General features: G+C 38.0%; 19 protein-coding genes. 13 read left to right on the top strand and 6 right to left on the bottom strand.

The features are described from left to right. Window positions 1-132 precede the first annotated feature (132 nt). From ACH3O9_RS03285 to ACH3O9_RS03255, 7 genes are all read left to right on the top strand, one after another. On the top strand, window positions 133-1,149 hold the full coding sequence (locus ACH3O9_RS03285; protein WP_416444360.1) for a helix-turn-helix domain-containing protein: 1,017 nt from the start codon (window positions 133-135) through the stop codon (window positions 1,147-1,149). A gap of 638 nt (window positions 1,150-1,787) precedes the next feature. Continuing rightward, the gene (locus ACH3O9_RS03280; protein ID WP_416444358.1) at window positions 1,788-2,243 is read left to right on the top strand and encodes a hypothetical protein; all 456 of its coding nucleotides are present in this window, start codon (window positions 1,788-1,790) and stop codon (window positions 2,241-2,243) included. Between the two features lie 13 nt (window positions 2,244-2,256). Further along, window positions 2,257-2,427: a hypothetical protein gene (locus ACH3O9_RS03275; protein ID WP_416444356.1), complete on the top strand. Its 171-nt coding sequence runs from the start codon at window positions 2,257-2,259 to the stop codon at window positions 2,425-2,427. Window positions 2,428-2,881: 454 nt separating this feature from the next. Further along, window positions 2,882-3,337: a hypothetical protein gene (locus ACH3O9_RS03270; protein ID WP_416444354.1), complete on the top strand. Its 456-nt coding sequence runs from the start codon at window positions 2,882-2,884 to the stop codon at window positions 3,335-3,337. A gap of 391 nt (window positions 3,338-3,728) precedes the next feature. After that, the gene (locus ACH3O9_RS03265) at window positions 3,729-4,832 is read left to right on the top strand and encodes a GDSL-type esterase/lipase family protein (protein WP_416444352.1); all 1,104 of its coding nucleotides are present in this window, start codon (window positions 3,729-3,731) and stop codon (window positions 4,830-4,832) included. A 9-nt stretch (window positions 4,833-4,841) separates the two neighbouring features. After that, window positions 4,842-5,849 carry an L-glyceraldehyde 3-phosphate reductase gene (gene mgrA / locus ACH3O9_RS03260; protein ID WP_416444350.1) on the top strand — a complete coding sequence of 336 codons (1,008 nt, stop codon included), beginning with the start codon at window positions 4,842-4,844 and terminating at the stop codon, window positions 5,847-5,849. Window positions 5,850-5,852: 3 nt separating this feature from the next. Next, on the top strand, window positions 5,853-7,250 hold the full coding sequence (locus ACH3O9_RS03255) for a sialate O-acetylesterase (RefSeq protein WP_416444348.1): 1,398 nt from the start codon (window positions 5,853-5,855) through the stop codon (window positions 7,248-7,250). 197 nt (window positions 7,251-7,447) lie between these two features. On the opposite strand, the gene bglX is transcribed toward ACH3O9_RS03255, so the two are convergent. The 6 genes from bglX to ACH3O9_RS03225 all read right to left on the bottom strand — a co-directional run bounded on the left by bglX (window position 7,448) and on the right by ACH3O9_RS03225 (window position 16,542). Beyond that, window positions 7,448-9,751 carry a beta-glucosidase BglX gene (gene bglX, locus ACH3O9_RS03250; RefSeq protein ID WP_416444346.1) on the bottom strand — a complete coding sequence of 768 codons (2,304 nt, stop codon included), beginning with the start codon at window positions 9,749-9,751 and terminating at the stop codon, window positions 7,448-7,450. A gap of 132 nt (window positions 9,752-9,883) precedes the next feature. Further along, window positions 9,884-11,164 carry a glycoside hydrolase family 26 protein gene (locus ACH3O9_RS03245; RefSeq protein ID WP_416444344.1) on the bottom strand — a complete coding sequence of 427 codons (1,281 nt, stop codon included), beginning with the start codon at window positions 11,162-11,164 and terminating at the stop codon, window positions 9,884-9,886. A gap of 15 nt (window positions 11,165-11,179) precedes the next feature. Then, entirely contained in the window at window positions 11,180-12,370 is a 1,191-nt protein-coding gene (locus ACH3O9_RS03240; RefSeq protein WP_416444342.1) for an AGE family epimerase/isomerase, read from the bottom strand. Continuing rightward, window positions 12,370-13,506: a glycosidase gene (locus tag ACH3O9_RS03235; protein ID WP_416446616.1), complete on the bottom strand. Its 1,137-nt coding sequence runs from the start codon at window positions 13,504-13,506 to the stop codon at window positions 12,370-12,372. The genes ACH3O9_RS03240 and ACH3O9_RS03235 overlap by 1 nt, the downstream gene beginning before the upstream one ends. A gap of 68 nt (window positions 13,507-13,574) precedes the next feature. Further along, window positions 13,575-15,398, bottom strand: a complete 1,824-nt coding sequence (locus ACH3O9_RS03230; RefSeq protein WP_416444340.1) for a sodium:solute symporter family protein — start codon at window positions 15,396-15,398, stop codon at window positions 13,575-13,577. A gap of 1 nt (window position 15,399) precedes the next feature. Next, window positions 15,400-16,542: a glycoside hydrolase family 26 protein gene (locus tag ACH3O9_RS03225; RefSeq protein WP_416444338.1), complete on the bottom strand. Its 1,143-nt coding sequence runs from the start codon at window positions 16,540-16,542 to the stop codon at window positions 15,400-15,402. A gap of 176 nt (window positions 16,543-16,718) precedes the next feature. Between ACH3O9_RS03225 and ACH3O9_RS03220 the strand changes: the two genes are divergently transcribed. The 6 genes from ACH3O9_RS03220 to ACH3O9_RS03195 all read left to right on the top strand — a co-directional run bounded on the left by ACH3O9_RS03220 (window position 16,719) and on the right by ACH3O9_RS03195 (window position 26,988). Further along, window positions 16,719-17,606 carry a helix-turn-helix domain-containing protein gene (locus ACH3O9_RS03220; protein ID WP_416444336.1) on the top strand — a complete coding sequence of 296 codons (888 nt, stop codon included), beginning with the start codon at window positions 16,719-16,721 and terminating at the stop codon, window positions 17,604-17,606. A gap of 390 nt (window positions 17,607-17,996) precedes the next feature. Next, window positions 17,997-21,173, top strand: coding sequence for a SusC/RagA family TonB-linked outer membrane protein (locus tag ACH3O9_RS03215; protein ID WP_416444334.1), 3,177 nt, complete (start codon window positions 17,997-17,999; stop codon window positions 21,171-21,173). A gap of 12 nt (window positions 21,174-21,185) precedes the next feature. Next, on the top strand, window positions 21,186-22,760 hold the full coding sequence (locus ACH3O9_RS03210; RefSeq protein WP_416444332.1) for a RagB/SusD family nutrient uptake outer membrane protein: 1,575 nt from the start codon (window positions 21,186-21,188) through the stop codon (window positions 22,758-22,760). 19 nt (window positions 22,761-22,779) lie between these two features. Beyond that, window positions 22,780-23,835 (top strand): IPT/TIG domain-containing protein, encoded by a 1,056-nt coding sequence (locus ACH3O9_RS03205; RefSeq protein ID WP_416444330.1) that lies wholly within the window; start codon window positions 22,780-22,782, stop codon window positions 23,833-23,835. An 86-nt stretch (window positions 23,836-23,921) separates the two neighbouring features. Continuing rightward, window positions 23,922-25,124: a glycoside hydrolase family 27 protein gene (locus ACH3O9_RS03200; protein ID WP_416444328.1), complete on the top strand. Its 1,203-nt coding sequence runs from the start codon at window positions 23,922-23,924 to the stop codon at window positions 25,122-25,124. A 124-nt stretch (window positions 25,125-25,248) separates the two neighbouring features. Then, on the top strand, window positions 25,249-26,988 hold the full coding sequence (locus ACH3O9_RS03195) for an alkaline phosphatase D family protein (protein WP_416444326.1): 1,740 nt from the start codon (window positions 25,249-25,251) through the stop codon (window positions 26,986-26,988). The last annotated feature ends 4 nt before the right edge of the window (window positions 26,989-26,992 follow it).

The raw sequence follows: 26,992 nt of genomic DNA, 5'->3' as shown, positions 1-26,992 counted from the left end.
ATTAACTTAAAAAACGTTTTGTGTTAATCATCATTAGAATTGAGTTAACCAATTCGTCCACTTTACCGCACCTTTATTTTTTAGGTTTTTATAACAGTTTAAAGCCTAAAAAACCTGACCAAACAACCATATATGCGGGAGATAGAATTGAATGCTGAAGACGAAGTGCATGAATTAATTCATAAACTTAATGCTTCTTTAAAAGGAGAAGTTTCAAACTATAATGAAGAATACTCACTTAAACTGAATAATGAGATAGGTAAGGGATTAATACGATATATAGGTTTTAAAGGCGGAATATCGCTTCTTGAATATGATGTTGAGTTTTATGATGATATTGTTTTAAAAATAAACACTTCGGTTTTAAGTCCGCTATACTTTATTTACTGCCTCAATGGCGATCTAAAACAGCGGTTTTATGACAAATCAAAATGGATATCTGTAGATGATTATCAATCTATAATACTAAGTGCTACCAGTAAGGGTATGGAGCTTTGCCTGAGTGCAAATAAATTGTTGCAGTTTAATATCTTTAAGTTACATCGCGAGAAATACCTAAATCATCGCGGTTATTTAGATTTTATAGACGACCCTTTAAAAGAACTGTTCTTAAATGAAAATGCTGAGGAATTTTCATATCGTGGTACCTATAATTTAAAAATAGCAGAGCAGATTAAACATCTCAAAACTATAGAAAAGGATGGTCTTATTAGCAAGTTTTTAATAGAAAGCCAGATCAATCTAATTCTTGCTTTGCAGATAAAACAATTTAGAGATGATCTTCAAAATGAATTTCCGCAAAATCCTTTGTCAAAAAGAGAACTGGCAAAAGCGCAGGAACTTGCAGAGTATATAGATGATAATGTAGGTTTACCGCATACTATTGAGTCGCTTACACAACGAGCTGGCATACCTGCAGCAAAATTGCAATCTGCTTTTAGATATCTTTACGATCGTACCGTTATTGACTATATAAAGAACGTACGTATAGAAAAAGCAGAAGAATTAATAAAGACGACAGACTTTAGTATTTCAGAAATAGTATATTCTGTAGGTTTTACAAGTAGAAGCTACTTTTCAAAAATATTTAAGAATAAATACAATACCACGCCTAAAGCATATCAAAAAAAGGTACGTGGGACTTCCTAGAAAGGAGAATTTAACAGGAAATCATATAAATTAAAAAACCGGTCAACAGACCGGTTTTTTTATGAATAGCTTTGCGTTTCCAGAAAAATCATACCCCCGAATATTTTTCTGAAACTTGGTTGGATTTTAGAGAGCTATTCAATCATTAACACATATTTTACTTTGGTTTTCTTTCTACAATTAATGCTAACACAAAAAGGAAAGAAAATATTATCATACATATTTTAGCGCTTAATTCTGCACCTTTAATTACGTTTCCATAAGTGAAAACAGCAGCGGCAATTGCCACAAGAATACATACAAAAGACCAGCGCAGCATCTTAATTTAATTTTATAGGACAAATTTAGGAGTATAAAATTCTAGTGCTTAACACAATACGTAGTATTTTTAATACTAATAATTTTTGTTAATTCTATTATCATAAATTATGATGAATTTATAAAGGGAATTAGGAGGAATAATGGCTTATCTGTCTGCTCACGTAGTAATATAGATATTTATGACTTGTAATAAACTGACATTAAATATGTTAAAATAATAACTAGATATTTTTTGTGACAATTATAAAATGGAAAAAGCTAAAAGGTTGTTATCGCCACATGTAATTTTAAGTAATACAATCTATAACAACCTAACTATGAAAACTCCTAAAAAATTAACCCGAGAGATTAGCCATCTTCTCCTATTAATGGTACAAGCAGAGAGAAAATATCGCATAGCTTATCATTTAACAGAAAAGCGGCAAACCTTATTAAAAGAGTATTGTGATGAGCAGGCAGAAAAACGACATCACTATAATATTGAGATCGCATCTTTTTTTGATAACAAAGTGACAAGAACGGCACGTTTACAAAAAATGATTACTGTTCCTGCTCAACAGTTTATCATGTATTTAAGAGGGATGCTGTTATATTTTGATCCTGATTATTTATTAGAAGGTTGCCTAAAAGCAGATGAAAAGTGTTACAGCGAGTATGAGCGCATAAATACGTTACAAAATATGCCTCCTAACATGAAGCATCTTTTATCATACCAGATGGAAGATCTAAGAAATACCCTAACCTGGGTAATTCAACTTAGACGAGCATTATAAAAATTATTTAGTCATGGCAACTACGATAAATTATACAGCTCCCAAAATTATTTCTGCTGAAGAGGATCGAGCAATGATAGCAAAAAAAAGAATTCATGCAAAATGCGCAAGGCTTGAGGAAAAATGTAGCAGTATAGCTAAACTAATAAAGAAAACCAGCAGGTACCTGGATACCATAGATTAAGATTTTATTGTTAATTATAAATGTGAGGGAGCCGGTGATCTTTTTAAGAACATCGGTTCTTTCATTTTATAAAAACAAAAAACCGGTCATAAGACCGGTTTTTTTATGAATAGCTTTTCGTTTCCAGAAAAATCATACCCCCGAATATTTTTCTGGAATTAGGTTGGAATTAGGTTGCTATTCAATAATCATAGTTTCTTTTTCTCTTAAACAAATCTAGGAGTATATTCTTCTATTGCTTAACACAATACGTAATATTTTTGATACTAATAAATTTTTACCTATTGAAATATTTCACATTACATATATTACTTGTAAGAATCTGGTTTTAATAATGTTAAATGAGGAGCTGATATTTTTTGTGTTAACTTTTATATGGAAAACGTCAAAATATAGTTTTTCTCAAATGTAACTTTAAGAGACAAATTTATTGAACAACCCAAACAACCAAACTATGAAAACTCCTAAAAATCTAACCAAAGACATTCGGTATCTGGCATATTTAATGTCAAAAGCAGAGAAAAAATATCGAACGGCATGTAGCCTTACAGTAAACAATAAAAAGTTGCTAAAAGAATATTGTGATGAGCAGGCAGATAAGAGGCAGAAATTCTATAATGAATTATCTTTTTTTCTGGATGATAAACCGTCAGGAAATGGGTATTGGGATAAAATAATAACAAATCCGGCTCATATGATTATTATGTGGTTAAGAAGTTTGGTTCTCATTTTTGATCCAGATTATTTACTTGAAAGTTGCCTTAGAGCAGATGAAAAATGTTACTTAGAATATGAGAGAGTATTAGCGACAAAAAAAATACCTGCAAATTTAAAGCAGCTACTGTATTACCAGATGGATGAAGTTAAAAATACAGTTTCTTGGGTTATTCAGCTTAAACGTGCACTTTAATAAAAACGCGGTAATATGACAATTAAAGTAAATTATACGGCTCCTAAGATTATTTACCGGGAGATAAAAAAAGACGAGAATTCTAAAAGCAAAATTGAAAAAAAATGCGATTTGCTCGAAAGAAAATGCAGAGTATTATCTAATCTCATTAAAAAGACAAATTTAGATTTAGAGAAAGTAAATTAGTAAGTTTTGTTAATTATAATTGGTGAATAAAACCGGTGTTTCTTTTAGAGAACATCGGTTTTTTGTTTTAGTGCTTTAGTCTACGAGAAAAGGTTCTGGTTAAGGGGAGATTTTATGCTATTATTAGCCGATTTTAGTACAGTTTAAGCAGATATTTTATGCGCAAATGCAATCTTTGTTTTAGTTTTAATCAAAATAAAACTAGATGAATAAAATCGCTTTACTACTACCCTTGTTTTTTCTTGTCGTGCTAGGATGCAAAACCGAAGAAAAAGCAGAAAAATCAACCTTTTTAAACGCCAATAATAAAGTCTTTCATTACGAAGGCAGAACAGAGCAACTTACAGACAGCTCTACGGTTTTTATAAGTCCGGCATCATCTGTAACCTTCAATACAGAAAACGATTCTATCACACTTTACTTAAAAAGCCAGACCAATAGTCACAATTACATTTCTGTAGCTATTAATGGCGAGTATCTGCAACGGTATAAGGTAGAGCCAGATTCAATTAATAAAATTGGGATCAAGCTGCCAGAAGGTAGCGTGAATGGTATAGGCATTTACAAAGCTACAGAAGCCAGTAATGGCGGAGTCATTTTTTTAGGTGCCGAAGGTAAAAAGATAACAGAGGTTACTAATATTCCAGATAAAACAATAGAATTTATAGGCGATTCTATAACCTGCGGTATGGGTGCAGATATAGAAGAAATCCCATGCGGGACAACAGATGTTTGGTATGACCAGCACAATGCATATTTGGCTTACGGTCCTATTTCGGCAAGGGCATTAGATGCAAAATATCTTTTGAGTTCTGTTTCAGGCATGGGTATGTATCGCAACTGGAATGATGAAGACACTGCGCCGGTTATGCCAGATGTTTATGAAACTTTAAACCTTGACGGAAATAAGGATAAATTGTGGGATTTTGACCAGTATTCACCCGATTTAGTGAGTATTTGTCTGGGTACAAATGACCTTTCTGAAGGTGATGGGGAGAAAGAAAGACTTCCTTTTAGTAAAGAGAAATATACTGAAGCATACATAGGTTTTGTAAAAGGAGTTTATGAGCGCTATCCTGATACAAAAGTTGCATTACTTACCAGCCCTATGATTTCTGGTGATAAGGGAGAAGTGCTGCTAGAGTGTCTTAACAAAGTGAAAGATGCTTTTGCAGATGATCATACCATCGCTGTTTTTGAGTTTGACACGATCACTCCCGGCGGCTGTGGCTCACATCCTGATCTTGACGATCATCAAAAAATGGCAGACATGTTAATACCATTCTATAAAGATTTACTTAATCAATAAACACCAATTATGAATATTACAAAAACATACGTAGCAGCAGAAAATCGCTACGAAGACATGCAGTATCGCCGCTGCGGTAAAAGCGGTATTAAACTACCACTGCTTTCGCTGGGGCTATGGCATAACTTTGGTTACAACGATAATTTTGAAAATGCGCGTGCTATCTTAAGAACCGCTTTTGATAATGGAATAACTCATTTTGATCTCGCAAACAACTATGGTCCTCCATACGGCTCTGCCGAAAGTAATTTTGGGCAGATCTATAAACAGGATTTTAAACCATATCGTGACGAACTTATAATTTCAACAAAAGCAGGATGGGATATGTGGCCTGGTCCTTATGGTGACTTGGGTTCACGTAAATATCTTATTGCCAGTCTTGATCAATCATTGCAGCGTATGGGTCTTGATTATGTTGATATTTTCTATCACCACCGCCCAGATCCTGATACTCCGCTAGAAGAAACCATGGGAGCTCTTGATCAGATCGTGCGTTCAGGTAAAGCACTATATGTTGGGATTTCTCAATACAATGCAAAAGATACTGCGCGAGCTGCAGAGATACTTAAAGAACAGCGCACACCATTCTTAATTCATCAGCCGCGTTACAATATGATGGACCGTTGGGTAGAAGATGACGGGTTACTTGACACTTTAGAAAAAGTAGGTGCAGGAAGTATCGTTTTTTCGCCTTTAGAGCAAGGTATTTTAACGGGTAAATACTTAAACGGAATTCCTAAAGATTCTCGCGCTGCCACTGCAGGAAGTTATTTAAGTGAAGAGCAGATCACGCCACAAGTTGTTGAGAAGGTTCAGGCACTTAATGAGATCGCACAAAAACGCAATCAGAGTTTGGCTCAAATGGCAATCGCCTGGTTATTAAAAGATGACAGAGTTACTTCGGTTCTTGTGGGAGTGAGTAAAGTGTCGCAACTGCTAGATAATGTAGAGACTTTAAAGCGCCTTGAGTTTTCTAATGATGAGTTGCAGCAGATAGAAAAGATTTTAAAGTCATAATACATGAAATTTAAATCGATCTTTTCAACGCTGCTTTTATCTATGGCTGTGACAAGTGGTTGGGCAAACGTAAAATTGCCACATATCTTCTCAGATAATATGGTATTGCAGCGTAATACTGAAGTTGATATCTGGGGCTGGGGAAGCCCCGGTGAAGATGTAAAAGTTGTCGCTTCATGGAGTCCACAGGATACTTTAACCACAAAAGCAGACAGACAGGCAGAGTGGAAGTTAAAACTAAAAACTCCAGCCGGTCCCGGCCCTTATACGTTAACTGTAAAAGGTTACAATACCATTACTTTTGAAAACGTAATGGTAGGCGAGGTTTGGGTTGCTTCAGGGCAATCTAATATGGAATGGAGCGCAGGTGCAGGTATGATAGGAGCAGAAGAGGCTATCGCTTCCGCGAAAAATGCTAATATTCGGTTTTTTGATGTTCCTCGCAGATCTGCAGAATATCCGCAGAATGATGTAGATGCCACATGGGTAGAAAGCACACCTGAAACGATGAAAAGTTTTAGTGTGATTGCGTATTTCTTTGGGAAAAAGCTAAATGAGGAATTAGATGTTCCCATCGGTTTAATAGGCTCTAATTGGGGCGGTACACCTGCTGAGATCTGGATTCCCGGCGATGCTTTTAAAAAAAGCGACTCACTTTCTACAGGAGCAGAAATGCTTAAAAAAGAGCAGTGGGGACCCAGTGAACCTGCCCGGGCGTATAATGGGATGATAAACCCAATTGTTCCTTATAATATTGCCGGTGTCATCTGGTATCAGGGCGAGTCTAATACATCTAACGCATCATATTATACCAATACCTTCTCTACTTTAATAAAAAGCTGGCGCGAAAAATGGGATCAGGATTTTCCGTTCTATTACGCCCAGATCGCTCCGTTTAATTACGGCGATAATTTTAGCGGAGTAGAAATACGTGATGCACAACGTAAAGCATTGGCTGTTCCTAATACGGGAATGGTCGTTTTAGGTGATCTGGGAGAAGATGATGATATCCATCCTAAAAACAAAAAGCCGGTAGGGATGCGTTTTGCAAATCTGGCGCTGAGCAAGCATTACAAAACAAGTGAGGATTTAGCTGAAAGTCCGTTAATAGATCATGCCGTTGCAAACGGTAGTAAAATAGAAGTCATCTTTAAAAACGCAGACGGTTTACATTTTGGAAATAAAGAACGAGCCAATGCGCTTTTTGAAGTTGCAGGAGCTGATAAGGATTTTAAATTCGCCAAGAAGGTAAAACTCAAAAACGGCGAATTAACACTAAGATCTGATATAAAAGAACCCAAATATGTACGCTACGGCTGGGGCAATATTGCCATTCCCGGTTTGTATAACTCTGCAGATTTACCCGCTTCCAGTTTTATGGTTGAGGTAGGGGAGGAGTAGATCCAGTTAAATGTAATTTCTTGGACTTATGAATGGATGCGATATCTCAGTCGTACCTCCTTCGAATGACAGAATAGAAATACTCACAACAAAATAGTTATTATAATAAAACCCCGACTGCTAAAAGCAATCGGGGTTTTATAGTTTTTTAAAGTTCCTCCACTTTTTAAGGGGAGGTGCCAAAGGCGGAGGGGTTTTTACTCCATAAGAGTAAACGTCTGCTTTAAAGTAGTATCAGAATTACCACCTACAAACACATCAAAATCGCCCGATTCTACCTGAAAATCACCGTTTTGGTCATAAAAACCAAGCGTTTCCTGATCTAAGGTAAAGGTAACCGTTTTGGTTTCTCCTTTTTTAAGCGGTACCAGTTCAAAACCTTTTAATTCTCTTACCGGTCTTGTGATACTCGCAAAAAGATCATGAATGTATAATTGTACAACTTCTTTACCATCATAATCGCCGGTATTGGTTACATCAACGCTTACAGTTACAGGTTCGTCAATCGCATATTCACTTTTGTTCAGTTTAAAATTGCTGTATTCAAAAGTGGTATAGCTTAAGCCGTAACCAAAGGAATAAAGCGGTGTGTTTTCAGTATCTGTATAATGCGACCAGAAAACTGTTGTACCTCCGGGATTTACAGGGCGACCTGTGTTTTTATGATTATAATACACCGGTGTTTGACCCACATTCCTTGGGAAGGACATTGGCAATTTACCACTTGGGTTATAATCGCCATACAGCACCTGAGCTACGGCATTACCGGTTTCGGTACCTAAATGCCAGGCTTCAACAATCGCAGGTATGTGCTCTGAAGCCCACTCCAGCGCCAAAGGTCTGCCGTTATTTAAAACTAAAACTACGTTTGGATTTGCCGCATAAACTTTTTCCATCAGCTCTTGTTGTACTCCGGGAAGATCAAGATTTGTACGGCTACGACCTTCACCACTTTGGAAACCGTGCTCACCAACTACAAGAACCACAACATCGGCTTTTTTCGCAGCAGCGACAGCAGCATCAAAACCACTTGTATCTGTAGTGTTGAATGTGAGTTCGTCAATAAAAGTCACATCGCCAGTAACCAAATCTGCGCCTTTCTCAAAAAGGATTTTATTGCCTTTATATGCTTCTAAACCTTCTTTAACCGAGACAGCTGTATTGTCGTCTGAAGCAATTCTCCAGCTCCCCAGCGGACTATTTTTATCACCTGCCAGCGGACCAATTAAAGCGATGGTTTGACCTTCTTTTTTAAGAGGAAGCAAGTTATCCTGATTTTTAAGCAGTACGATCGATTTTTTAGCCATATCGAGTACTTTTTCATGATTTTCTTTGCTTCCTACAACTTCTTTCTCACGGGCTTCGTCACAATATTTATAAGGGTCGTCAAAAAGACCAAGCTCATATTTTACTGTCAAAATTCTGCGTACCGCATCATCTATAAGAGCTTCGTCAACTTTGCCTGAACGTACAATTTCAGCAAGGGAATTTACATATACATACGCTTCCATATCCATATCAACTCCGGCTTTAACGGCTTTTTGGGCAGCCATGGCACTATCTTTTGCAAAACCATGCACCATCATCTCACCAATAGAAGCCCAGTCTGAGATCACAAAACCGTCAAAACCCCATTTGCCTTTCAGGATGTCGCGCAACAGGTATTCGCTTCCGGTAACGGGAACACCGTTTAGTTCGTTAAAACCGTTCATAAACGTTCTCACACCGGCATCTTTTGCAGCTTTAAACGGAGGAAGAATAATATTGTGCAATGTTGCCGTACCAATGTCTGCTTTGTTATACTCACGACCACCTTCTACAAAACCATAACCGGCAAAATGTTTTGCGCAAGCGGCAACCGTTAAAGGATCTGCAAGATCATCACCCTGAAAACCATGTACGCGGGCAGCAGCAATCTTGCTTCCTAGGTAAGGGTCTTCACCGGCACCTTCCATCACGCGGCCCCAGCGAGCATCACGAGAAATATCTACCATAGGGGCAAACGTCCAGTTGATACCAGAAGCTGCGGCTTCTGCAGCACCCACACTAGCCGAAGTTTTGATCGCCTCAAGATCCCAACTGGCAGACTCTGCCAGTGGAATAGGGCTCAAAGTTTTATACCCGTGAATTACATCAAAACCAATAATCAAGGGAATACCAAGACGGGTTTCTTCTACAGCGATCTTTTGCACGGCACGCACCTGGTCTACACCGCGCACAGTTAGCATAGAGCCTACATAACCTTTGCGCAGGTCTTCATATTTCTTCTCTGCGCTGCCACCTTCAGGGGAAGGGCCGGTTACATCCCAAAAGCCATTATATTGGTTCATTTGGCCAATTTTCTCTTCTAAAGTCATGATCTTTAAAAGTGAATCTACCTTTTTAGTTATCGTATCATTTTCTTGATTCATCAGAAATAATTTATCTTTTTCATGTAAGCTAAAACCTGAACTGGCAATGGCAAGAATCATCAGAACAAGTGGAGATATTAGTCGTTTCATAATGTATTGTTTTTGCATTATAAGTTGATTTTTGTTGTGCACGGTCGCTTTCGCGAAAGCGACTAAATAAAATATAAAACCAATATTGACTTTAGTGTAATAATCTTAAAATTAGCTCGTTATATAGTCTTATTAATTAGGCATGGAATACATATCTGGAATGGAATTGAGCAGTTGCGGCTCGTCTTTTTCTATGAATGTCATAAAATCTGAAGCTCCTGCCACACCGGGAACTGGGACTGTATATGACGAATTAGAATTCTGCCAAAACATCATAAAGCCTACTTTAATACCGTTGTTTGTTAAAACCTTATAGAGGTTATTTGAGTAAAAATCTGAAGCGAGAGTTGTATTTGCATCTACAAAGAAGCCTGTTTCGCTTAAAGCGGAAATTTTTACCTTCTCAAGAGCAAGTTCTGATACGTTTTTAAGTTTATCATTTGCCAACTGAACGCCGGAACCGTCTTGTGCATACAGATCGCCATAGTTATCCATGCCCAGAACATCTACATAATCATCGCCGGGATAACGCTCTAGGTAAGCAGCTTTTGTGATATAACTGTTGTCTGGCGCGTAAGCGTATAAGATGTTATGCACATCAAGATCATCACGCAGATACTCTACTGTAAATTGCCAGAGAGTTTTAAACTGCTCAGGAGTGCAATATGGAGCTCCCCACCAGAAAAAATCACCATCAAATTCGTGAAAAGGCCTGAAGATAAAAGGGACAAGATTCCCATCATTACCAACCATATTTTTAGCGATCTGGGCGATCTTCTCTAGTTTGGTTTTGTAGTAGTCATGGTTTTCACCACCTGGAAGTAAACTTGCAAAAGCATTGTATTTCTGAAAATCTGATAATTCGCTGGTATAGAAATTCTGCCCTTCATAAGGTTCTCTAAAGTGCCAGCAAAATATATTTACCATGCCTTTATTATACGCATCAACAGCATCGCTTGTAATTTGTAATTCTTGCTGGTAGAACCAGTTTGATGAGGTCCCGTCATTATTGTCATCTGTGATAAACATAAAATCTGAACCCAGCAGTGCGGGATCGCTACCGGTAAGCTTCATCATATCAGACTCGCCACTGTTATTCTGATAAAAAGCATTAAAAGCATCTTGTTGACCTATAATAATGTGATTTTGAGAATTCCCTTTTAGGTTGTAGAAAAGAGCAACGGTTTCTGCAGTAGCGTTAGCATCTACCATGTAAGAAGAGGTCTCTGAAGGAGTGGGATAATAGCCCTGCGTTTCTTCCGGACTTTCCGGATTTTCGGGTGTTTCTGGCGGATTTTGAGGTGTTTCTTCCGGATTTTCCTGGATAGGATCATCAAAAACATCGGAATCACTGCTACAGCTCGCAAGAATTGAAAATATAAGGACGTAGCTTAAGTGTAAAATTCTTTTCATAGCAGTGTAAGATTATTATTGTTTTTTCAGAAGGACGATGCAGGCGCGTGAATTGTGATAGGGACATTTCCACATGCCCAGTTTATCTTCGTTCTTATAAGGCTGAAAATTCTCATCAACCCTAAAGAACCATTCTCCATTTTTAGAATCTATGATATGATCTTTGGTGAAATTCCATATATCCTGAATAGCTTCGGTATAACGGGAGTCACTTTTTATCTCATTGGCATAAAAGAGACCAACCATAGCTTCCGCCTGGGGCCACCAATGGCGATCTGTGTCAATTTCGCCATTGCTTCGCTCTTTTTCGTTAAGAACACCTTTGTTTTTTATGTAGCCGTACTCGAGAAATTTGTCTGCAACGGGTACAGCAGCCTCTTGTGTTTTTAAAAGAAGCTCTTTATTTCCGGAAGATTTGGCACCTTCAATAAGTAGCCACAGGGCTTCAATATCGTGCCCAAATGATACAATATCGCTGGTAAGATTCCAGTCTGTATCAAAGAATAGCTCGAAGTTGTTTTCGCTATTCAAAAACTTTTCAAGGAAGAGTTTTATAAGGTTGTCGAGCGCCTTTTTAACGCGCTCTTCAGGATAAATCTTGTAAAGCGTTGTGTAGGCTTCAAGAACGTGCAAATGCGTATTCATTGTTTTCGCAGCGTTTTGATCTTTATCGCTCAATCGCATATCTGCAATGGGCGACCAGTCTGCTTCAAAAGCTTCTATATAACCGTCTTTTTCGGTGTCAAAGGCGTGTTTTTCTATAAGGTCAAAGAGTTCTATAGCCCATTCTTTAGCCTTGTTGTTTTGAGTATTTAAATAATATTCACTAAGCGCGTAAATGGCAAATGCCTGTGCATAGATTTGTTTCTTTTTAACTATTGGTTCTCCGGTTGCGTTTAACTCCCAGAAAACACCACCGTTTTCTTTATCTCTAAAAAAGTCATAGAGGTAATTAAACGCCCGCTCCATAAATGGATTGAGATCATAATCTGCATCATAATTCGCGATTGCAGAAAAAGACCAGAGAATGCGGGCATTCAGGATTATTCCTTTAGAGGCATTGGGGATCATTTTGTTATAATGATCCCGTTGCCCTATAAAACCACCATTTTCATTATCTACACTAAAATCTTTCCAGTATTGAGTGATCGCACCCAATTCCTGTTTAAGATCTGTGAAAAATGTATTTGGTAAATTGTTGCTCATTAATAGAGTCCTTTATTTTTATCTACAAGATCAATAATTGTATGAACTGATTCTGCAGAGTGAAATTTATCTTTAGGAGTATTCTTTACATAATCTACAAGTTTTTCAACTGTAGATGTAGCTACGTGACATCTTGTATCTGATGATGCATAGTAGATATAGACTTTCCCTTCATCTTCTATCCAGCCATTTACGAAAAGTACATTAGGCACGTCACCCACAGTCTCGTAGTAATTAGGCGCCATAAAGTAACCGCCGGGTTGATGCGTTACATTTGAGATATCATCAAGGGCTGTCATAAACATGTATAATGTGTATCTAAGTCCGCCGGCAGTGTTGCGCACACCATGAGCAAGATGTAACCAGCCATCTTCCGTTTTTATAGGAGCCGGTCCCTGACCATTTTTAAGTTCGTAAACAGTATGGTATACCTTGTGATTAATTATATTCTCATCCTGAACCACAGGATTTGACATATCATCTATATAACCCAGGCCAATACCGCCACCGCTACCTACGCTAATAAAACCATCCTGAGGTCTTGTGTAAACAGCATATTTACCATTTACAAATTCCGGGTGCAGAACAACATTACGTTGCTGCCCGGTGTTGCTGATAAGATCGGGAAGTCTCTCCCAGTTTACAAGATCTTTTGTTCTTGCAATACCTGCATTAGCTACAGCTGCGCTTGCATCACCTGCCGGAGCATTAGGATCTTTTCTTTCAGTACAAAATATACCGTAGATCCAGCCATCTTCATGACGCGTTAAACGCATATCATACACATTCACATCAGGTTCTGAAGTTTGAGGAAGAACAATAGGTTTATCCCAAAACTCAAATTGATCAACACCTGTAGGGCTTTCTGCTATAGCGAAAAATGATTTACGGTCATAACCCTCAACGCGTACTACAAGCACGTAATTATCACCCCATTTCATCGCTCCCGGATTGAAGGTGGCATTTATACCAAAACGCTCTAGACCCAATGGGTTTGTTTCGGCATTAAGATCATATCTCCAGTGTACTGGCGCATGGTCTGCAGTCACTACTGGGTCTTGATAGCGTTGATAGACTTCATTAGTAAAGTCTGTAGGTTCATTCTTTTTACCAACTAATTCTTTATAGTTGTTCATCAAAGTATCGTAGTTTTTAATCTTAGCCACGTTTTTGTCAGTTTTGGTTAGACTCATTCTATATTTTATTAAAGTTCTTTGTCCATTTTATCCCACCAGTTAAACTTTAGTATCACCACACAGGCAATAAGTAAAACCAGAGAAACTATAAATGATAGATTTTCATGCAGAATTAAATACAGCGGCAATACCACAAGCAAAGTTTGTCCTGCAGTACCAATCACCACATTAAACATATCTCTGCTAAATGCTGTGTTTCTTTTAAATTCTGGGTTTTGTAAGGTTAGTTTCTCATAAATAGGTTTCCAAAATCCCCACGGGCGTGTTTTATCGTAAAAGTTCATCAACACTTTTTCATCAGTTGGCGGGGCGCTATAAGTGCCAGCTATACAGCCTATAAGAGATATTACCAGAATTATGGGGAAATAATACAGGTCTAGCGTATCTGTAAACAATGGGAAAACAAGAGCGGGTATGATACCAGATAACATCCCCCAGAAATAGCCCTCACCATTAAATCTCCACCAGTGCCATTTAAGTACGTTAGAAATCACATAACTGCCATAAAGTGCAGAAACAATCCATTGCAGAATTGAATTCACATCCTGAATAAAGAAACCTAAAACTATACTTACAAGTACCACTATGATACCGCTACCATAGTTCATTTTCTTAACCTTATCGTGTGTGGCTGTGGGGTTGTAATGTTTAAGATAAATGTCGTTAACCAGATAAGCTTGTGCAGCATTTAGCGTTCCCGCGAAAGTTGACATGAAAGCAGCCAAAAGCCCGGCAAGTAAAAGACCTAAAAGACCTACAGGTACAAATTGCTGAATAGCAGCCGGTAATATTTTTTCAAAATCTAGTAGACCGGCTGTTCTAAGGTCTAAACGATCGTAGAAAAGTATAGCAAGTACAGAGAAACCACCTATCATAAGATATCTCGTAGGCATAAGTGCGACGTTTGCAAAAGCACTCATCTTAGATGCTTCCCGAGGTGATTTAGTAGAAAGGATCTTCTGCATGTCATAATTGGGTGCAGGCCCGGCAATACTTGAAAGAATCCCTTTAAAAACCATCAACATAAAGAAAATGGTAAAAAGCGAGTATCCATCTGAAGCGATCTTTGTATTGACCTCGTCAATTATACCGGCCCAATCCATATTGAGATTCCAGCCAAAGAATGGGTTCATCCACCCTTCAGGTACATTAAGTGTATTATCTCCCAATGCCTGCCATGCAATCACAGCAATTGCAATAGAAGAAACTGTCATGATCGTGTATTGTAAAACATCTGTCCAGACGATACCGGACATACCTCCTATAATCGAGTAAAAAACGGCAAAAAGAGTAAAAATAACGCCGTAAAAGTGGGGGATATAGGCCGCAGGCACATCAAATGGCACATAGGTACTCACGACCTCCCAGGGAATAAAAATTTCAACAAATTTCCCTAAACCTATAAAACCATATGCCAGAAAACCCAGACAGCTTAAAATAGCAAAAATAACAATGATGGTGTGTGAACGTCTTCCGCCTTTACCACTGTCAAAACGAAAAAGAATCCATTCTGCGCCAGTCATTACGTTAGATCTTCTCAACCACGCAGACAAGTATACCATCAAGAAAACCTGATTAAAAACAGGCCATAACCAGGGAATCCAGATACTTTTAAAACCATATACAAAAGTGAGCGTCACCAGCCACATTGTACCAGAAATATCAAACATTCCTGAAGCATTAGAAAGACCAAGCATGTACCAGGGTAGCGTATTTCCGCCTAAAAGATAATCTTCTTTACTCTTTTGTGCTTTTTTGCGAAGTGTAAGTCCTATTACAATTGTACCTACTAAATACAGAAGTATAATTGCAATATCTAAGGGTTGTAGCATATTAGTTTGCTTTGTTTTTTACTTTAAAATTCATTTTCTGAAGATCCTCCATAAAGAGAACATCCTTTTGTTTCCCAAATTCAATAAAATCATCTGCCGCAGGCTCATTGGGATATGTTGCAAAGTAGTGTGACGGCCGGGCATTACGCCAAAAAAGAACCCACGCAATACCACTGTTTTCTATGCCGGGATACAGCACTTTTGTAAACCAGTCTGCACCACCGGGTTTTACATTGCCGGTTTCTGTGAGAGCATATGGTTTATTTCGCGCTTCAGCGAAATCTTTTACTACCAGAATATCTTTTTTCAGGGTTTTGACAAAAGCTTCATCACCGCTGTGATTATAAATGTCAACCCCTAAAATATCTACATAATCATCGCCGGGATAAAAACGTTCATATTCATCTGGGCTGTTGAGCGTATTAGGAGCAAATGCATAAAGCACATTGTGAACATCTCTAGCTTCTAGCATGTCTACGATGTCTCGGAATAATTGCTTGTAATCTTCTACACTGCAATTTTTAGCGCCCCACCAGAACCAGGAACCATTCATCTCGTGATATGGTCTAAAAACCACGGGAATAGTTATCCCCTTTTGAGTTCTTAAGGATTTTAAGAAATCTGCAAGCCTGTCTACCCAAACCTCATATTTCTCTCTATTTGCACCACCTTTTAAAATGGTTGAGGCTGCAGGAGTGACGTCCCACGACGTTCCGCCAGAAACCGGATTATCAAGATGCCAGCTCAATGTATTAATACCGCCTTGCTGATATGTTTTGATAATCTGCTCTCGTATTAATGCGAAAGAAACTGTATCCAGATTTATATCATTGCCTAGTTCTAAATGACCAAGCTCCCAGCCGTGAACAGCCGGATATTTACCTGTTACATCATGAATATCGTTGCGATAAGAATTCTCTGTCGAAGCCTTCCAGTTTATACCATAAGCCGTAGGGTCCTGATGACCTATTGCAATCCCGTCTGCCGCAATCGTTTTAATTTCCTCATATAGTAATTTTGTGGGGTTGCTTGCGAGCGCGTCTGTAACTTTTACGTTAGAGATATCTAAATACTTCGTGCTGCTGCAGGAACAGAAAAGTATCAATGAACTGACAAAATAAGTTAACCTAAACGTATTTTTCATATGCTAAAAAACTTATTTTTGAAGAGAAATAGACAATTCTAATGTTTTCTTACTTATAATTAGCACTTTAATAAATATGACAGCTGATTTTTAAAAACATTCAAATTTAAATCAGGTGTTAATAGAACGTTAATCGGATTTTATCATTTATTGGTATCATTTTTACTTACTTAACTATGGATGAAAATATAATGCTTAAGAACGTACATCGGGAAATAACTCAGCTTGCTCCTGAAGACAGCTTTTTAGTTTTTGACAGAATTAAGGCAGATTTTGACTTTCCCATTCATTTTCACCCCGAATATGAGCTTAATTTTATACATAATGGTAAGGGAGTGCGTAGGGTTGTAGGTGATAGTCTTGAAGAAATAGGTGATATTGAGTTAGTTTTAGTGGGGCCCAATCTGGTTCACGGGTGGGAGTTACATCATTGTGAGCAAAGTAAGATACATGAGATCACTATTCAGTTTCACAAAGATCTTTTTGACGAAAGAATGCTTTCCAGACGTATTTTTAAGCCTATAAAAGACATGCTTAATCGCTCTAATCACGGCATCCATTTTTCAAAAAAGATAACCCAGGAATTGATGCCGCGCATGATGACGCTTTCTAAAATTGACAGTATTGATTACTTTCTGGAGTTGATCTCAATTCTTCATGATCTCGCTAACTCGCGTAATCAAAGACTCCTGTCTACGTATATATCGCAAAATAAGAACTTTGAAAATAGCGGAAAGATCAAGAAGATCTATGAGTATGTACAGGAGAATTTTAACCGGAAGATCTCGCTTTCTGAAATATCTGAACTTGTAAATATGAGCCCTGTCTCTTTTAATAGATTTATTAAAAGCAGAACAGGTAAAACTTTTATAGAATATACTAATGATACGCGTATAAGTTATGCTACAAGATGGCTTATAGAAACTGATCTAAGTATAGGGGAAATTGGTTTTAAGTGCGGTTTTAATAACATAGCCAACTTTAATCGTGTATTTAAAAAGGTAAAGAAATGTACTCCCAGTGATTTTAGGGAAGAATTTAAAGGCATAAAGCGTGTTCTCTGAGAATTTCTCCTAAAAAAAGTAGATTAAAAGGCCTGAAAATCGGTTTATTTTGGCTTAAAATTGCACTGTTCAATTCATTTTCGAAAAAATAATCAGCGAGTTTTAAACTTTTGAACTGCTTATTACGTAAGTCTTTGCGCAGTTGAATTTTGTGAAAGGATGCCGATGTAACGTTATAAATGTTAAATTATTTTGTGGTTACAGATATTTTTAGGCAAAATATGATAAACAAATGATAAAATACTATTAACGCTTGTTTGTCAATCCACCTAATTTTGAAAATCACAAAAAAACTCTCTTTAATTATTAAAATAATAAATTCTTAGGGAGGTTTGTGGCATTTCTATAATACGCTATTTAATTATCAATAAAATTCCTAAATTTTATTTCATGCACAACATTAAAATTAATTCTATTCTTAATTTAAAAAGTTCGTCGAGGCTTTTTCTATTAGTCTTCCTGTGTGCTGCATTTCAGAGTTTTGCTCAGAAAACAGTAACGGGAACAGTTTATGATTCAAGTGGTACTCCATTATTAGGAGTAAATGTTATTGTAAAAGGCACAAGTAACGGTGTTTCTACCGATTTTGATGGCCATTATGAAATCACAGCGTCTGACTCAAACGTTATCGTTTTCAGTTATGTTGGTTTTCAGGAATCTGAGGAGCTGGTTGGCAATCGTACACAAATAGATGTGACATTGGCAGAAAGTGCAGAGAGTCTTGATGAAGTAGTTCTTATTGGGTATGGTGCTCAACAGCGTCAGGATGTAAATGGTTCTGTTGCCAGTATCGAGTCTGATGAGATTGAAAACATTCCACAGGTTAGTATTGATCAACTTATGCAAGGTAAGGCTGCAGGTGTAACAATAAGCCAGAATTCTGGTAAGCCGGGTGCTGCCGTTTCTGTGCGTATACGTGGTATAACCTCAATTACCGGTAATAATGAGCCTTTATATGTGATTGACGGTGTGCCTATTTCTGGGGACTCACGTAATTTAAGTACAAGCGGAAGAACAGATGCTTCCAGCTTTAATGGTAATGGTCAGACTGGTTCTAGTCCGCTAGCTGGTATTAACCCAAACGACATCGAGTCTGTAGATATCTTAAAAGATGCATCTGCAACTGCGATCTACGGTTCTCGTGGAGCAAATGGTGTTGTGATTATCAAAACAAAAAGTGGAGCTAAAGGAGAAAAAGGTACTTTAAGATATAGTACTTACCTTGCTTTACAAGAGCCGCAAAAATTACTTGATGTAATGGATTTGCGCACTTATGCAAGACTTCAGAACTCTTTAGCTACAGAATACGGGGTTTCTCAACGTGTAGAATTTTCTAACCCGGCATTATTAGGATCAGGAACAGACTGGCAGGATGAGGTTTTTCAACAAGCAATAATGAAAAGCCACCAGTTGAGCTACTCAGGAAGTTCAGAAAAAGTTAACTATTTAGTTTCAGGAAGTTATTTAGATCAGGAAGGTATTGTTTTAGGTTCTGGATTTGAAAGGATCACAATACGTACCAATCTTGATGCTCAGGTTACAGACTGGTTAAAAATAGGAGCTAATATTACCGGTAGCCGTACAACTGAAGATGTTACTCTTAACGGAAACAGAGATGGTATAGTAAGTTTGGGTCTATTACAATCACCAGATGTAGCAGTTAGAAATCCTGACGGAAGTTTTGCAGGACCACCTAATGATCCTACAGCTGTTGAGGGGAGTATTAACCCGGTAGCTTTGGCTTTAAGCCAAACAAACAAATTAAAGAAATATAGTGCGCTGGGTAATATTTTTTCTGAATTTAAACTGGCAGACGGGCTTACCTTTAGAAATGAAGTAGGTGGTAGTTTTGAGTTTATTGATAACAACATTTTTACACCTACATATTCATGGGGTAGATTTATTAACGAGAACGCTACGTTGTTTGAGAAAAGAGCAAAAAGCCAGTTCTGGATTATAAAAAACTACTTTAATTATACAAAAACCTTTGGTGAGCATAATTTAAATCTTTTATTAGGTCAGGAAGCTCAGGAGTCATCCTGGGATGGTAACCAGGTTACGGGTACAGGTTTCGTAAATAATAATATTCAGACTCTTAATAATGCAAGTGATCTTACAGCCTATGATGCTTACCAAGGTAGCGCTTCATTAAATTCATATTACGGTCGTGCTATCTACTCTTTTAAAAATAAGTATGGTCTTACCGCTACTTTTAGAGCAGATGGTTCTTCTAAATTTGATGCTTTAGGAGATAATAAATGGGGTTACTTCCCATCTTTTGCAGCTTCATGGAAGGTTTATAATGAGCCCTGGATGGAGAGTGTGAATGAAGTTGTAGATAACATTCGTCTAAATGTAGGATATGGAGTTGTGGGTAATCAGGATATTCCTAATTATCTGTATGGCGCCAGTCTTTCTGACGCTCAAACAGGAGTAGGTCTTGGTTATTCTGTAACAAACATTCCTAACCCTGAACTTAAATGGGAAGAAACAAGACAAGCTAACATTGGTTTAGACTTTACATTGTTAGATAATAGGCTTAATGCAACTATCGAGGTTTACAATAAAATATCTAAAGACTTTTTATACCAATTACCTCTTCCTATCTATTTAACCGGAGGTCCTTCATATCTTGGGGGTATTGGCGCTCCTTATGTTAACCTGGGTGAGATGACTAATAAAGGTATAGATGTATCTTTAGGTTATTCCACTTTGAAAACGAAAGATTTTTCTTGGTCTACTAATTTAAATGTTTCTCATTATCAAAATGAGGTGACAGATCTTTATCAGGACGGTCTTGAAGTAATACGTTCTGTAACTTCAGGTTTTCTTTCTTCTCCCATTACAAGAACGGTAGAAGGTGAACCACTAGGTAAATACTACGGTTACAAAGTACAAGGTATATTTAGAACTGAAGCGCAAATAGCAGATGCGCCTGTACAATTTGGGATTCCTTATTCTGATGCGCAAGGTGACAACTGGTTAGGTGATGTACAGTATGTAGATGTTAATGAAGATGGTGTTATTAATGAGCAAGACCGCACGTATATAGGTAATCCACATCCAGATTTTACATTTGGTTTTACAAACAACTTCTCTTACAAGAATTTTGATCTTAGCATATTCTTACAAGGATCTTATGGTAATGATCTTATGAACCTTACCAGAAAAGAAACAACAGGGCTTGCAAGATTATACACAAATCAACTTGACGAAGCGCAGGATTACTGGTCACCTACTAATGTAGATGCATCTTTCCCAAGACCACGTCGCGGGGATGATAACCAGAACTTATTTGTTTCAGACAGATATATTGAAGATGGGTCATACTTAAGAATTCAAAATGTGACCTTAGGTTACAATCTTCCAGATGCAGTTCTGGATAAGCTAAACCTTACCAATATAAAATTATATGGTACCATTCAAAACCTATACACTTTTACTGATTACAGTGGGTACGATCCGGAGATAGGAGCATATAACGGTGACGCCTTACAAATGGGAGTAGATAGAGGAAGATATCCTATCTCAAGAACTTTCACTCTAGGTTTAAATGTTGAGTTTTAATAAAAAGAAATTATGAAATTTTTAAAAAACAAAATCACGTTATTATTATTAGGGATCTTGTCTGTGATGAGCTCTTGCTCTGAAGAATTTTTAGAGCGCCCACCAGAGGATGGGATCGCCCTTGATAATTTCTATTCAAGCGAGGAAGAATTAGTGGCTAATACTAACACACTATATGGCTCTCCCTGGTTTAACTTTAACACAAAGGCATTCTGGTCTATAACAGAGCTTTCATCTGGTAATGCCAGAACATATTCTGGAGACGTTGTAAACTTTTACAACTTTACTATAACTGGAGATAACGGGGTTCTAACTGACGGGTGGAGCTCTCTTTGGAGTGTAATAGCACAATCTAATGCTATTATTAATTTTCTTCCAGATCGTGTTTCTGCAGATGTACCTCAGGAGGTTGTAAATAATACATTGGGTGAAGCTCATTTTATGAGAGCTGTGGCCTATTTTTATTTAGTTAGAATTTGGGGTCCTGTGCCTATTATAGAAGACAATCTAGATCACGTATATGATTCTCAAATCCCTACAAACAGAGTTGAAGACATATATACTTTTATGGAAAGCGATCTTCAGTTTGCAATTCAGAATTGCTATTCTAAAGTACGCGGAGCTAACTATGAGGCAAATGCACACGTATCAAGTGGATCTGCTAAAGCTTTAAAAGCTAAAGTACATTTATACCAGGGCGAATATGCTGAAGCGAGACAGCTTTCTCAGGAAGTGATAAATAGTGGTGAGTTTAAATTGTACGGTGGTCCTGAATTACCTAGCAAAAGCTATAATGATCTGTTCTTAACAGCTAATGATAATAACGAAGAATCTGTAGCCGCTTTACAGTGGACAGCAAGCGGAGGTTACGGTTATGGTAATGCTATGCAGGCTTCTTTCGCTATAAGTTCTGCTATTACCGGTACAGGAGATGGCTACGGCGTGATTGGGCCCACAATCGATCTTCAGGAAGCTTATGAAACAGGTGATGAGCGCAGAAAAGCTACTATTATGCTTGCAGGCGATTTCTATCCCACTTTAAGAGCAGCAGACGGTGGTTACACAGTTCCAGACGATGTTAATGCTCAAAATACACAAGCCGGTATTAAGAAGTATGTGGTAGGTACGCCTGGTGATAATAATGGTGACAGTGCTTCGCAATCTGCGGGTAACAACACCTATATTATGCGTTATTCTGATGTTCTTCTAATTAATGCAGAAGCTATTCTTGCAGGTGGAGCAAGTACAAGTGACCCTCAGGCGTTAGCATCATTTAATGCTGTGCGCCAAAGAGCAGGATTAGGTTCTTTTCCTTCTATAACATTAGAAGATATTTTACATGAGCGTAGAATAGAGTTTGCAATTGAAGGTGATTACTGGTTTGATCTTGGTAGAATAAACCGCCAGATGGCTATCGATATGATAAGCAATCAAGAGCGTGGAACTTATGCTACAGATGGTTCTGGTGAGGTTTACACCGAAATGTATACTCCTGCAGCAGATGATTTCACCTTGCCTTATCCTTCAGTTGATGTGGCGCTAAACCCACGTTTAATAGAGGAGCCGGTTCCTTACGATTTTGAATAAGTAAATAAAAATTTGTATTATGATAACGGAAAAAATTAAAAAGAAATTAAGCTTTTCGCCTTTATTGGTGGCTTTATTTGCTGTTGTTCTTTTTGCCTCTTGTGAGCCAGATGATACTACGCAAATGCCTACTTCTGTTGAAGCTCCTGTTCTTGACAGAGTGAGCCTTGTGGAAAAAGATTCAACAACGGCAGTAGGTTTAAGAAGCAATATGTATGCGATCTATGGTAAGAACCTTTCTACGACACAGCGTATTACTTTTAATGACACAGAAGCATACTTTAATCCTACATTAGTAACAGACACAAATATTCTGGTAGCTGTACCTGCTGATGCTCCATATTTTGGCGGCAGTGATAAACTCGTTGTAGAAACTACAGCGGGATCTGCAAGTCTTGATTTTAGCGTAGCTCAACCCGCGCCAGATATTGATAGCTTTTCCCCTCTTGCTGCAGGTGCCGGTGATATAGTGACTATTGTAGGCAGTATTTTTGAAGGAGTTGAATCTGTTCGTTTTGGTGATGTTGAGGCCGAAATAGTTTCGGCTACAGCTACAGAAATTGAGGTGCGAGTTCCTGAAGGAATTGTACAGAGTTACATTTTTGTTGAGACTGCTGGTGGTGTTACACAATCGCCACAGGCATTTGGTTTCAAATTTGTCATATATGACGATGCTCTTGCTGCCGGATGGTGGGTAGGTGGCTGGTCAGGTACTCAGGATTTTGAAAACACAGCTCATGTAAAAAGAGGAGATTTTAGTGTAGAACGCGTTTATGAAGGTGGGTATAGTGGTTTTCAAATAGGTAATGGCGGTGCTCCCATCCCATTGTCTGATTATAGTGCTATAAAAGTTTCAATCTTTGGCGGTGCTGGTATAGGTGACGTAAAGGTGGTGATTAATGGTGATTACGATAATGGTAAGATCATTACTATTACTGAAGGTGAGTGGACAAACTTTACTATTCCTTTTAGTGAACTAGGTACTGCTTCTGATACTTTAAATGAATTTGTAATTCAGGAATTCAGCGGTAGCGCCCCATCCACCATCTATATTGATGACTTAGGTCTAATATAATTTTTTAAAATAGCCAAAAAAAGCCTGCCTTAGATATTTTCTATGGTGGGCTTTTTCATTTAAACAAAAATGTAAAACCAATTTTGATGAAAAAAATTCTTTTAGGAATTATCCTTTTTACGAGCTTAAACACCTTCGCTCAAAAATTTGACGGTCTTGCTGAAACTCCGCCAATGGGCTGGAACAGCTGGAATACTTTTGGTACAGATATCAATGAGCAACTTGTAAAAGATGTTGCAGATAAATTTGTAGAACTAGGTCTTAAAGACGCTGGTTATAATTATTTAGTTCTCGATGACGGCTGGATGAGCCACGAGAGGGATGAGAATGGAAATCTGGTAGCAGATCCTGAGAAGTTCCCTAGCGGTATGAAAGCCCTGGCAGCTTATGTACATGCCAAAGGTTTAAAATTTGGTCTATACAATTGTGCAGGAGCAACAACCTGTGCCGGCTATCCCGGAAGCCGGGGGCACGAGTATCAGGATGCGAGAACCTATGCCTCCTGGGATATTGATTATTTAAAATATGACTGGTGTAATACTGAAAATATAAATGCTCAGGGCGCCTATACTACTATGCGCGATGCCCTCTATAAAGCTGGCAGACCTATGGTTTTTAGTATTTGTGAGTGGGGAGATAATCAACCCTGGAACTGGGGAGAAGATGTAGGTCATCTATGGAGAGTGAGTGGTGATATTATTAATTGCTGGGATTGTGAAGTAGGACACGGTTCTTGGTCTTCATGGGGAGTATGGAAAATTATTAAAATGAGAAAGGGAATTCGCAAAGCTGCAGGTCCAGGCCACTGGAATGATTTTGACATGATGGAAGTTGGCAATGGAATGACAGATGCAGAAGACAGAACTCATTTTGCGATGTGGAGTATGCTTGCTTCTCCATTAATTATGGGCAACGACCTGCGTACTGCATCAAAAGAGACTATAAAAACCCTTACAAATAAAGAAGTTATCGCTGTAAACCAGGATAAATTGGGAATACAAGGTCTACGGTTTTCTAATGAGGGTGCTTTTGAAATGTGGGTTAAACCGTTAGCTAACGACGCCTGGGCAATGGTTTTTGTAAATATGACCCAAGAGGCGCAGAATCTTGATTTTGTATGGGGGCGCCACGAGATTACAGATGATGTGAACGGACGAAGGCTTGAAGCCAAAAATAATATGTATAAAATCAGAGATCTTTCTAATCATAAAGAGCTGGGTGATACATCTAAAAATTTAAAAACTACAATAGGTTCTCACGATGTTTTAATGATAAAGCTAACAAAATAACAGAAACATACATATTATAAAAAAAGAGAGGTCGTTAGGCCTCTTTTTTTTGTAATGATCTGATAAACTTTAATTAACACAGGTTTTAATATGGTTTAAGAGTATTGTATAAACAAAAAGCAATATGAAAAACCAGTATTTAGGAAGACGTAAATTTATATTCAATTCTCTACTTGCTACAGGCGGAATTGTACTTTCAACAAACTTCATCAGCTGTAGTGACGATGATGATATTTCTGGTGAGGTTGAAATACCAGATGATTTAAATCAATCTAATTTTGAACAAGGAGTGGCAAGTTTTGACCCTTCTTCTTCTCAAATAATAATCTGGACGCGATATAATACTGAAGCAGATATGGCTTCTATTGTGTGGCAGTTAAGTCTTGATCAGGATTTTACTAATGTCTTAAGAAGTGGTGAAGTAGCTATAGATGCTTCTAGTGATTATACACTAGCTGTAGAAGTACAAAATCTAGATGCTGATCAAAAGCTTTTTTATCGCTTTATAAATGTTGCAGATGCTACAGTATCAGATGTTGGTGAGACAATAACATTGCCCATAAATGCTTCTCGGGTTAAAATGGCAGTTTGTTCCTGCTCCAACTATCCGGCTGGATTGTTTAATGTGTATCAGGTAATGGCAAATTCTGATGCAGATATTATAGTGCATTTAGGAGATTATATTTATGAATATGGAGCAGGTTCTTACGGCACAAATGAGGCGACAGCAGGATTAGCAAGACAACCAGAACCGGCGACAGAGGTCATACAGCTTGATGAATACAGAAGGCGCTATAAACAATACAGGAGCGACGCAGATCTCAAGTTAGCGCATCAAAAGAAACCATTTATTTGTGTTTGGGATGACCATGAGATCGCAAATGATGCATATAAAAATGGCGCCGAGAATCATCAGGCATCAGAAGGAGATTTTGAAGTGCGCAAAATGGCAGCTATTCAGGCTTATAGTGAATACCTTCCTGTAAAAACAACAGATATCTCTTTAATATACAGAACTATCAATATAGGTAATTTGGTAAATCTTATTATGCTTGATACGCGTATAATAGGCCGCGATAAACAGCTGGATTATGCCGATTTTTATGACAATTTGGGCGTTTTTGATGCAGTTGCATTTCAAACCGCATGGCTAGACTCAGAGCGCACAATATTAGGAGCCACACAACGGGACTGGTTAATTAATGAAATTACAGGAAGCAATTTGCCCTGGCAGGTTTTAGGACAACAAGTTTTAATGGGCAAAATGCTTATTCCTGCAGAATTACTAGGTACACTTTCAGTGATTGTGGCAGAAGTAAGCGCTACAGGAAGTGCATCTGCTGCGACATTTGCTTTGTTTCAGCAACAGCTGCAGGATTTAACAACCTTAAAAGTACGCATGGTGCAGGGCGACCCTACATTAACTGCCGTAGAAACTGCACGCGTTACTACAGTTTTACCTTATAATCTTGATGCGTGGGATGGTTATCCCGCTGAACGCGAAATTTTATATCAGGCCTTTGCAGGTAAAAAAGTAGTTGCCTTAGCAGGTGATACCCACAACGCCTGGTACAATAACCTTACTGATGCAGCCGGTAATGAAGTTGCAAAAGAATTTGCAACCTCTTCTGTGACTTCGCCGGGTCTTGAGGGTTATCTGGGGACGGATGTAAATACCGTAGCTGGTTTTCAGCAGGCATTTCAGCTTTTGATAGATGATCTTAATTATTTAAATGCTTCACAGCGCGGCTATGTAGAAGTTACTTTCACGCAGGCGGAAGCCACTTCATCGTGGATATATGTAGATACTATTACTTCTTCTTCCTTTTCAGCCACAACAGAGAATACGGTTTCTTATACCTAAAAAT

This window comes from Leeuwenhoekiella sp. A16 (assembly GCF_047946675.1).
Taxonomy (GTDB): domain Bacteria; phylum Bacteroidota; class Bacteroidia; order Flavobacteriales; family Flavobacteriaceae; genus Leeuwenhoekiella.
This window is presented reverse-complemented; position numbering and strand designations above follow the sequence as displayed.

Excerpts from the sequence above, each read along its gene's own strand:
- ACH3O9_RS03205 (WP_416444330.1), top strand. The coding sequence starts at position 22,780 with ATGATAACGGAAAAAATTAAAAAGAAATTAAGCTTTTCGCCTTTATTG.
- ACH3O9_RS03245 (WP_416444344.1), bottom strand. The coding sequence starts at position 11,164 with ATGAAAAGAATTTTACACTTAAGCTACGTCCTTATATTTTCAATTCTT.
- ACH3O9_RS03215 (WP_416444334.1), top strand. The coding sequence starts at position 17,997 with ATGCACAACATTAAAATTAATTCTATTCTTAATTTAAAAAGTTCGTCG.
- ACH3O9_RS03225 (WP_416444338.1), bottom strand. The coding sequence starts at position 16,542 with ATGAAAAATACGTTTAGGTTAACTTATTTTGTCAGTTCATTGATACTT.
- mgrA (WP_416444350.1), top strand. The coding sequence starts at position 4,842 with ATGAATATTACAAAAACATACGTAGCAGCAGAAAATCGCTACGAAGAC.
- ACH3O9_RS03270 (WP_416444354.1), top strand. The coding sequence starts at position 2,882 with ATGAAAACTCCTAAAAATCTAACCAAAGACATTCGGTATCTGGCATAT.
- ACH3O9_RS03285 (WP_416444360.1), top strand. The coding sequence starts at position 133 with ATGCGGGAGATAGAATTGAATGCTGAAGACGAAGTGCATGAATTAATT.
- ACH3O9_RS03195 (WP_416444326.1), top strand. The coding sequence starts at position 25,249 with ATGAAAAACCAGTATTTAGGAAGACGTAAATTTATATTCAATTCTCTA.
- ACH3O9_RS03220 (WP_416444336.1), top strand. The coding sequence starts at position 16,719 with ATGGATGAAAATATAATGCTTAAGAACGTACATCGGGAAATAACTCAG.
- bglX (WP_416444346.1), bottom strand. The coding sequence starts at position 9,751 with ATGAAACGACTAATATCTCCACTTGTTCTGATGATTCTTGCCATTGCC.
- ACH3O9_RS03240 (WP_416444342.1), bottom strand. The coding sequence starts at position 12,370 with ATGAGCAACAATTTACCAAATACATTTTTCACAGATCTTAAACAGGAA.
- ACH3O9_RS03210 (WP_416444332.1), top strand. The coding sequence starts at position 21,186 with ATGAAATTTTTAAAAAACAAAATCACGTTATTATTATTAGGGATCTTG.
- ACH3O9_RS03275 (WP_416444356.1), top strand. The coding sequence starts at position 2,257 with ATGGCAACTACGATAAATTATACAGCTCCCAAAATTATTTCTGCTGAA.
- ACH3O9_RS03280 (WP_416444358.1), top strand. The coding sequence starts at position 1,788 with ATGAAAACTCCTAAAAAATTAACCCGAGAGATTAGCCATCTTCTCCTA.
- ACH3O9_RS03200 (WP_416444328.1), top strand. The coding sequence starts at position 23,922 with ATGAAAAAAATTCTTTTAGGAATTATCCTTTTTACGAGCTTAAACACC.
- ACH3O9_RS03230 (WP_416444340.1), bottom strand. The coding sequence starts at position 15,398 with ATGCTACAACCCTTAGATATTGCAATTATACTTCTGTATTTAGTAGGT.
- ACH3O9_RS03235 (WP_416446616.1), bottom strand. The coding sequence starts at position 13,506 with ATGAACAACTATAAAGAATTAGTTGGTAAAAAGAATGAACCTACAGAC.
- ACH3O9_RS03255 (WP_416444348.1), top strand. The coding sequence starts at position 5,853 with ATGAAATTTAAATCGATCTTTTCAACGCTGCTTTTATCTATGGCTGTG.
- ACH3O9_RS03265 (WP_416444352.1), top strand. The coding sequence starts at position 3,729 with ATGAATAAAATCGCTTTACTACTACCCTTGTTTTTTCTTGTCGTGCTA.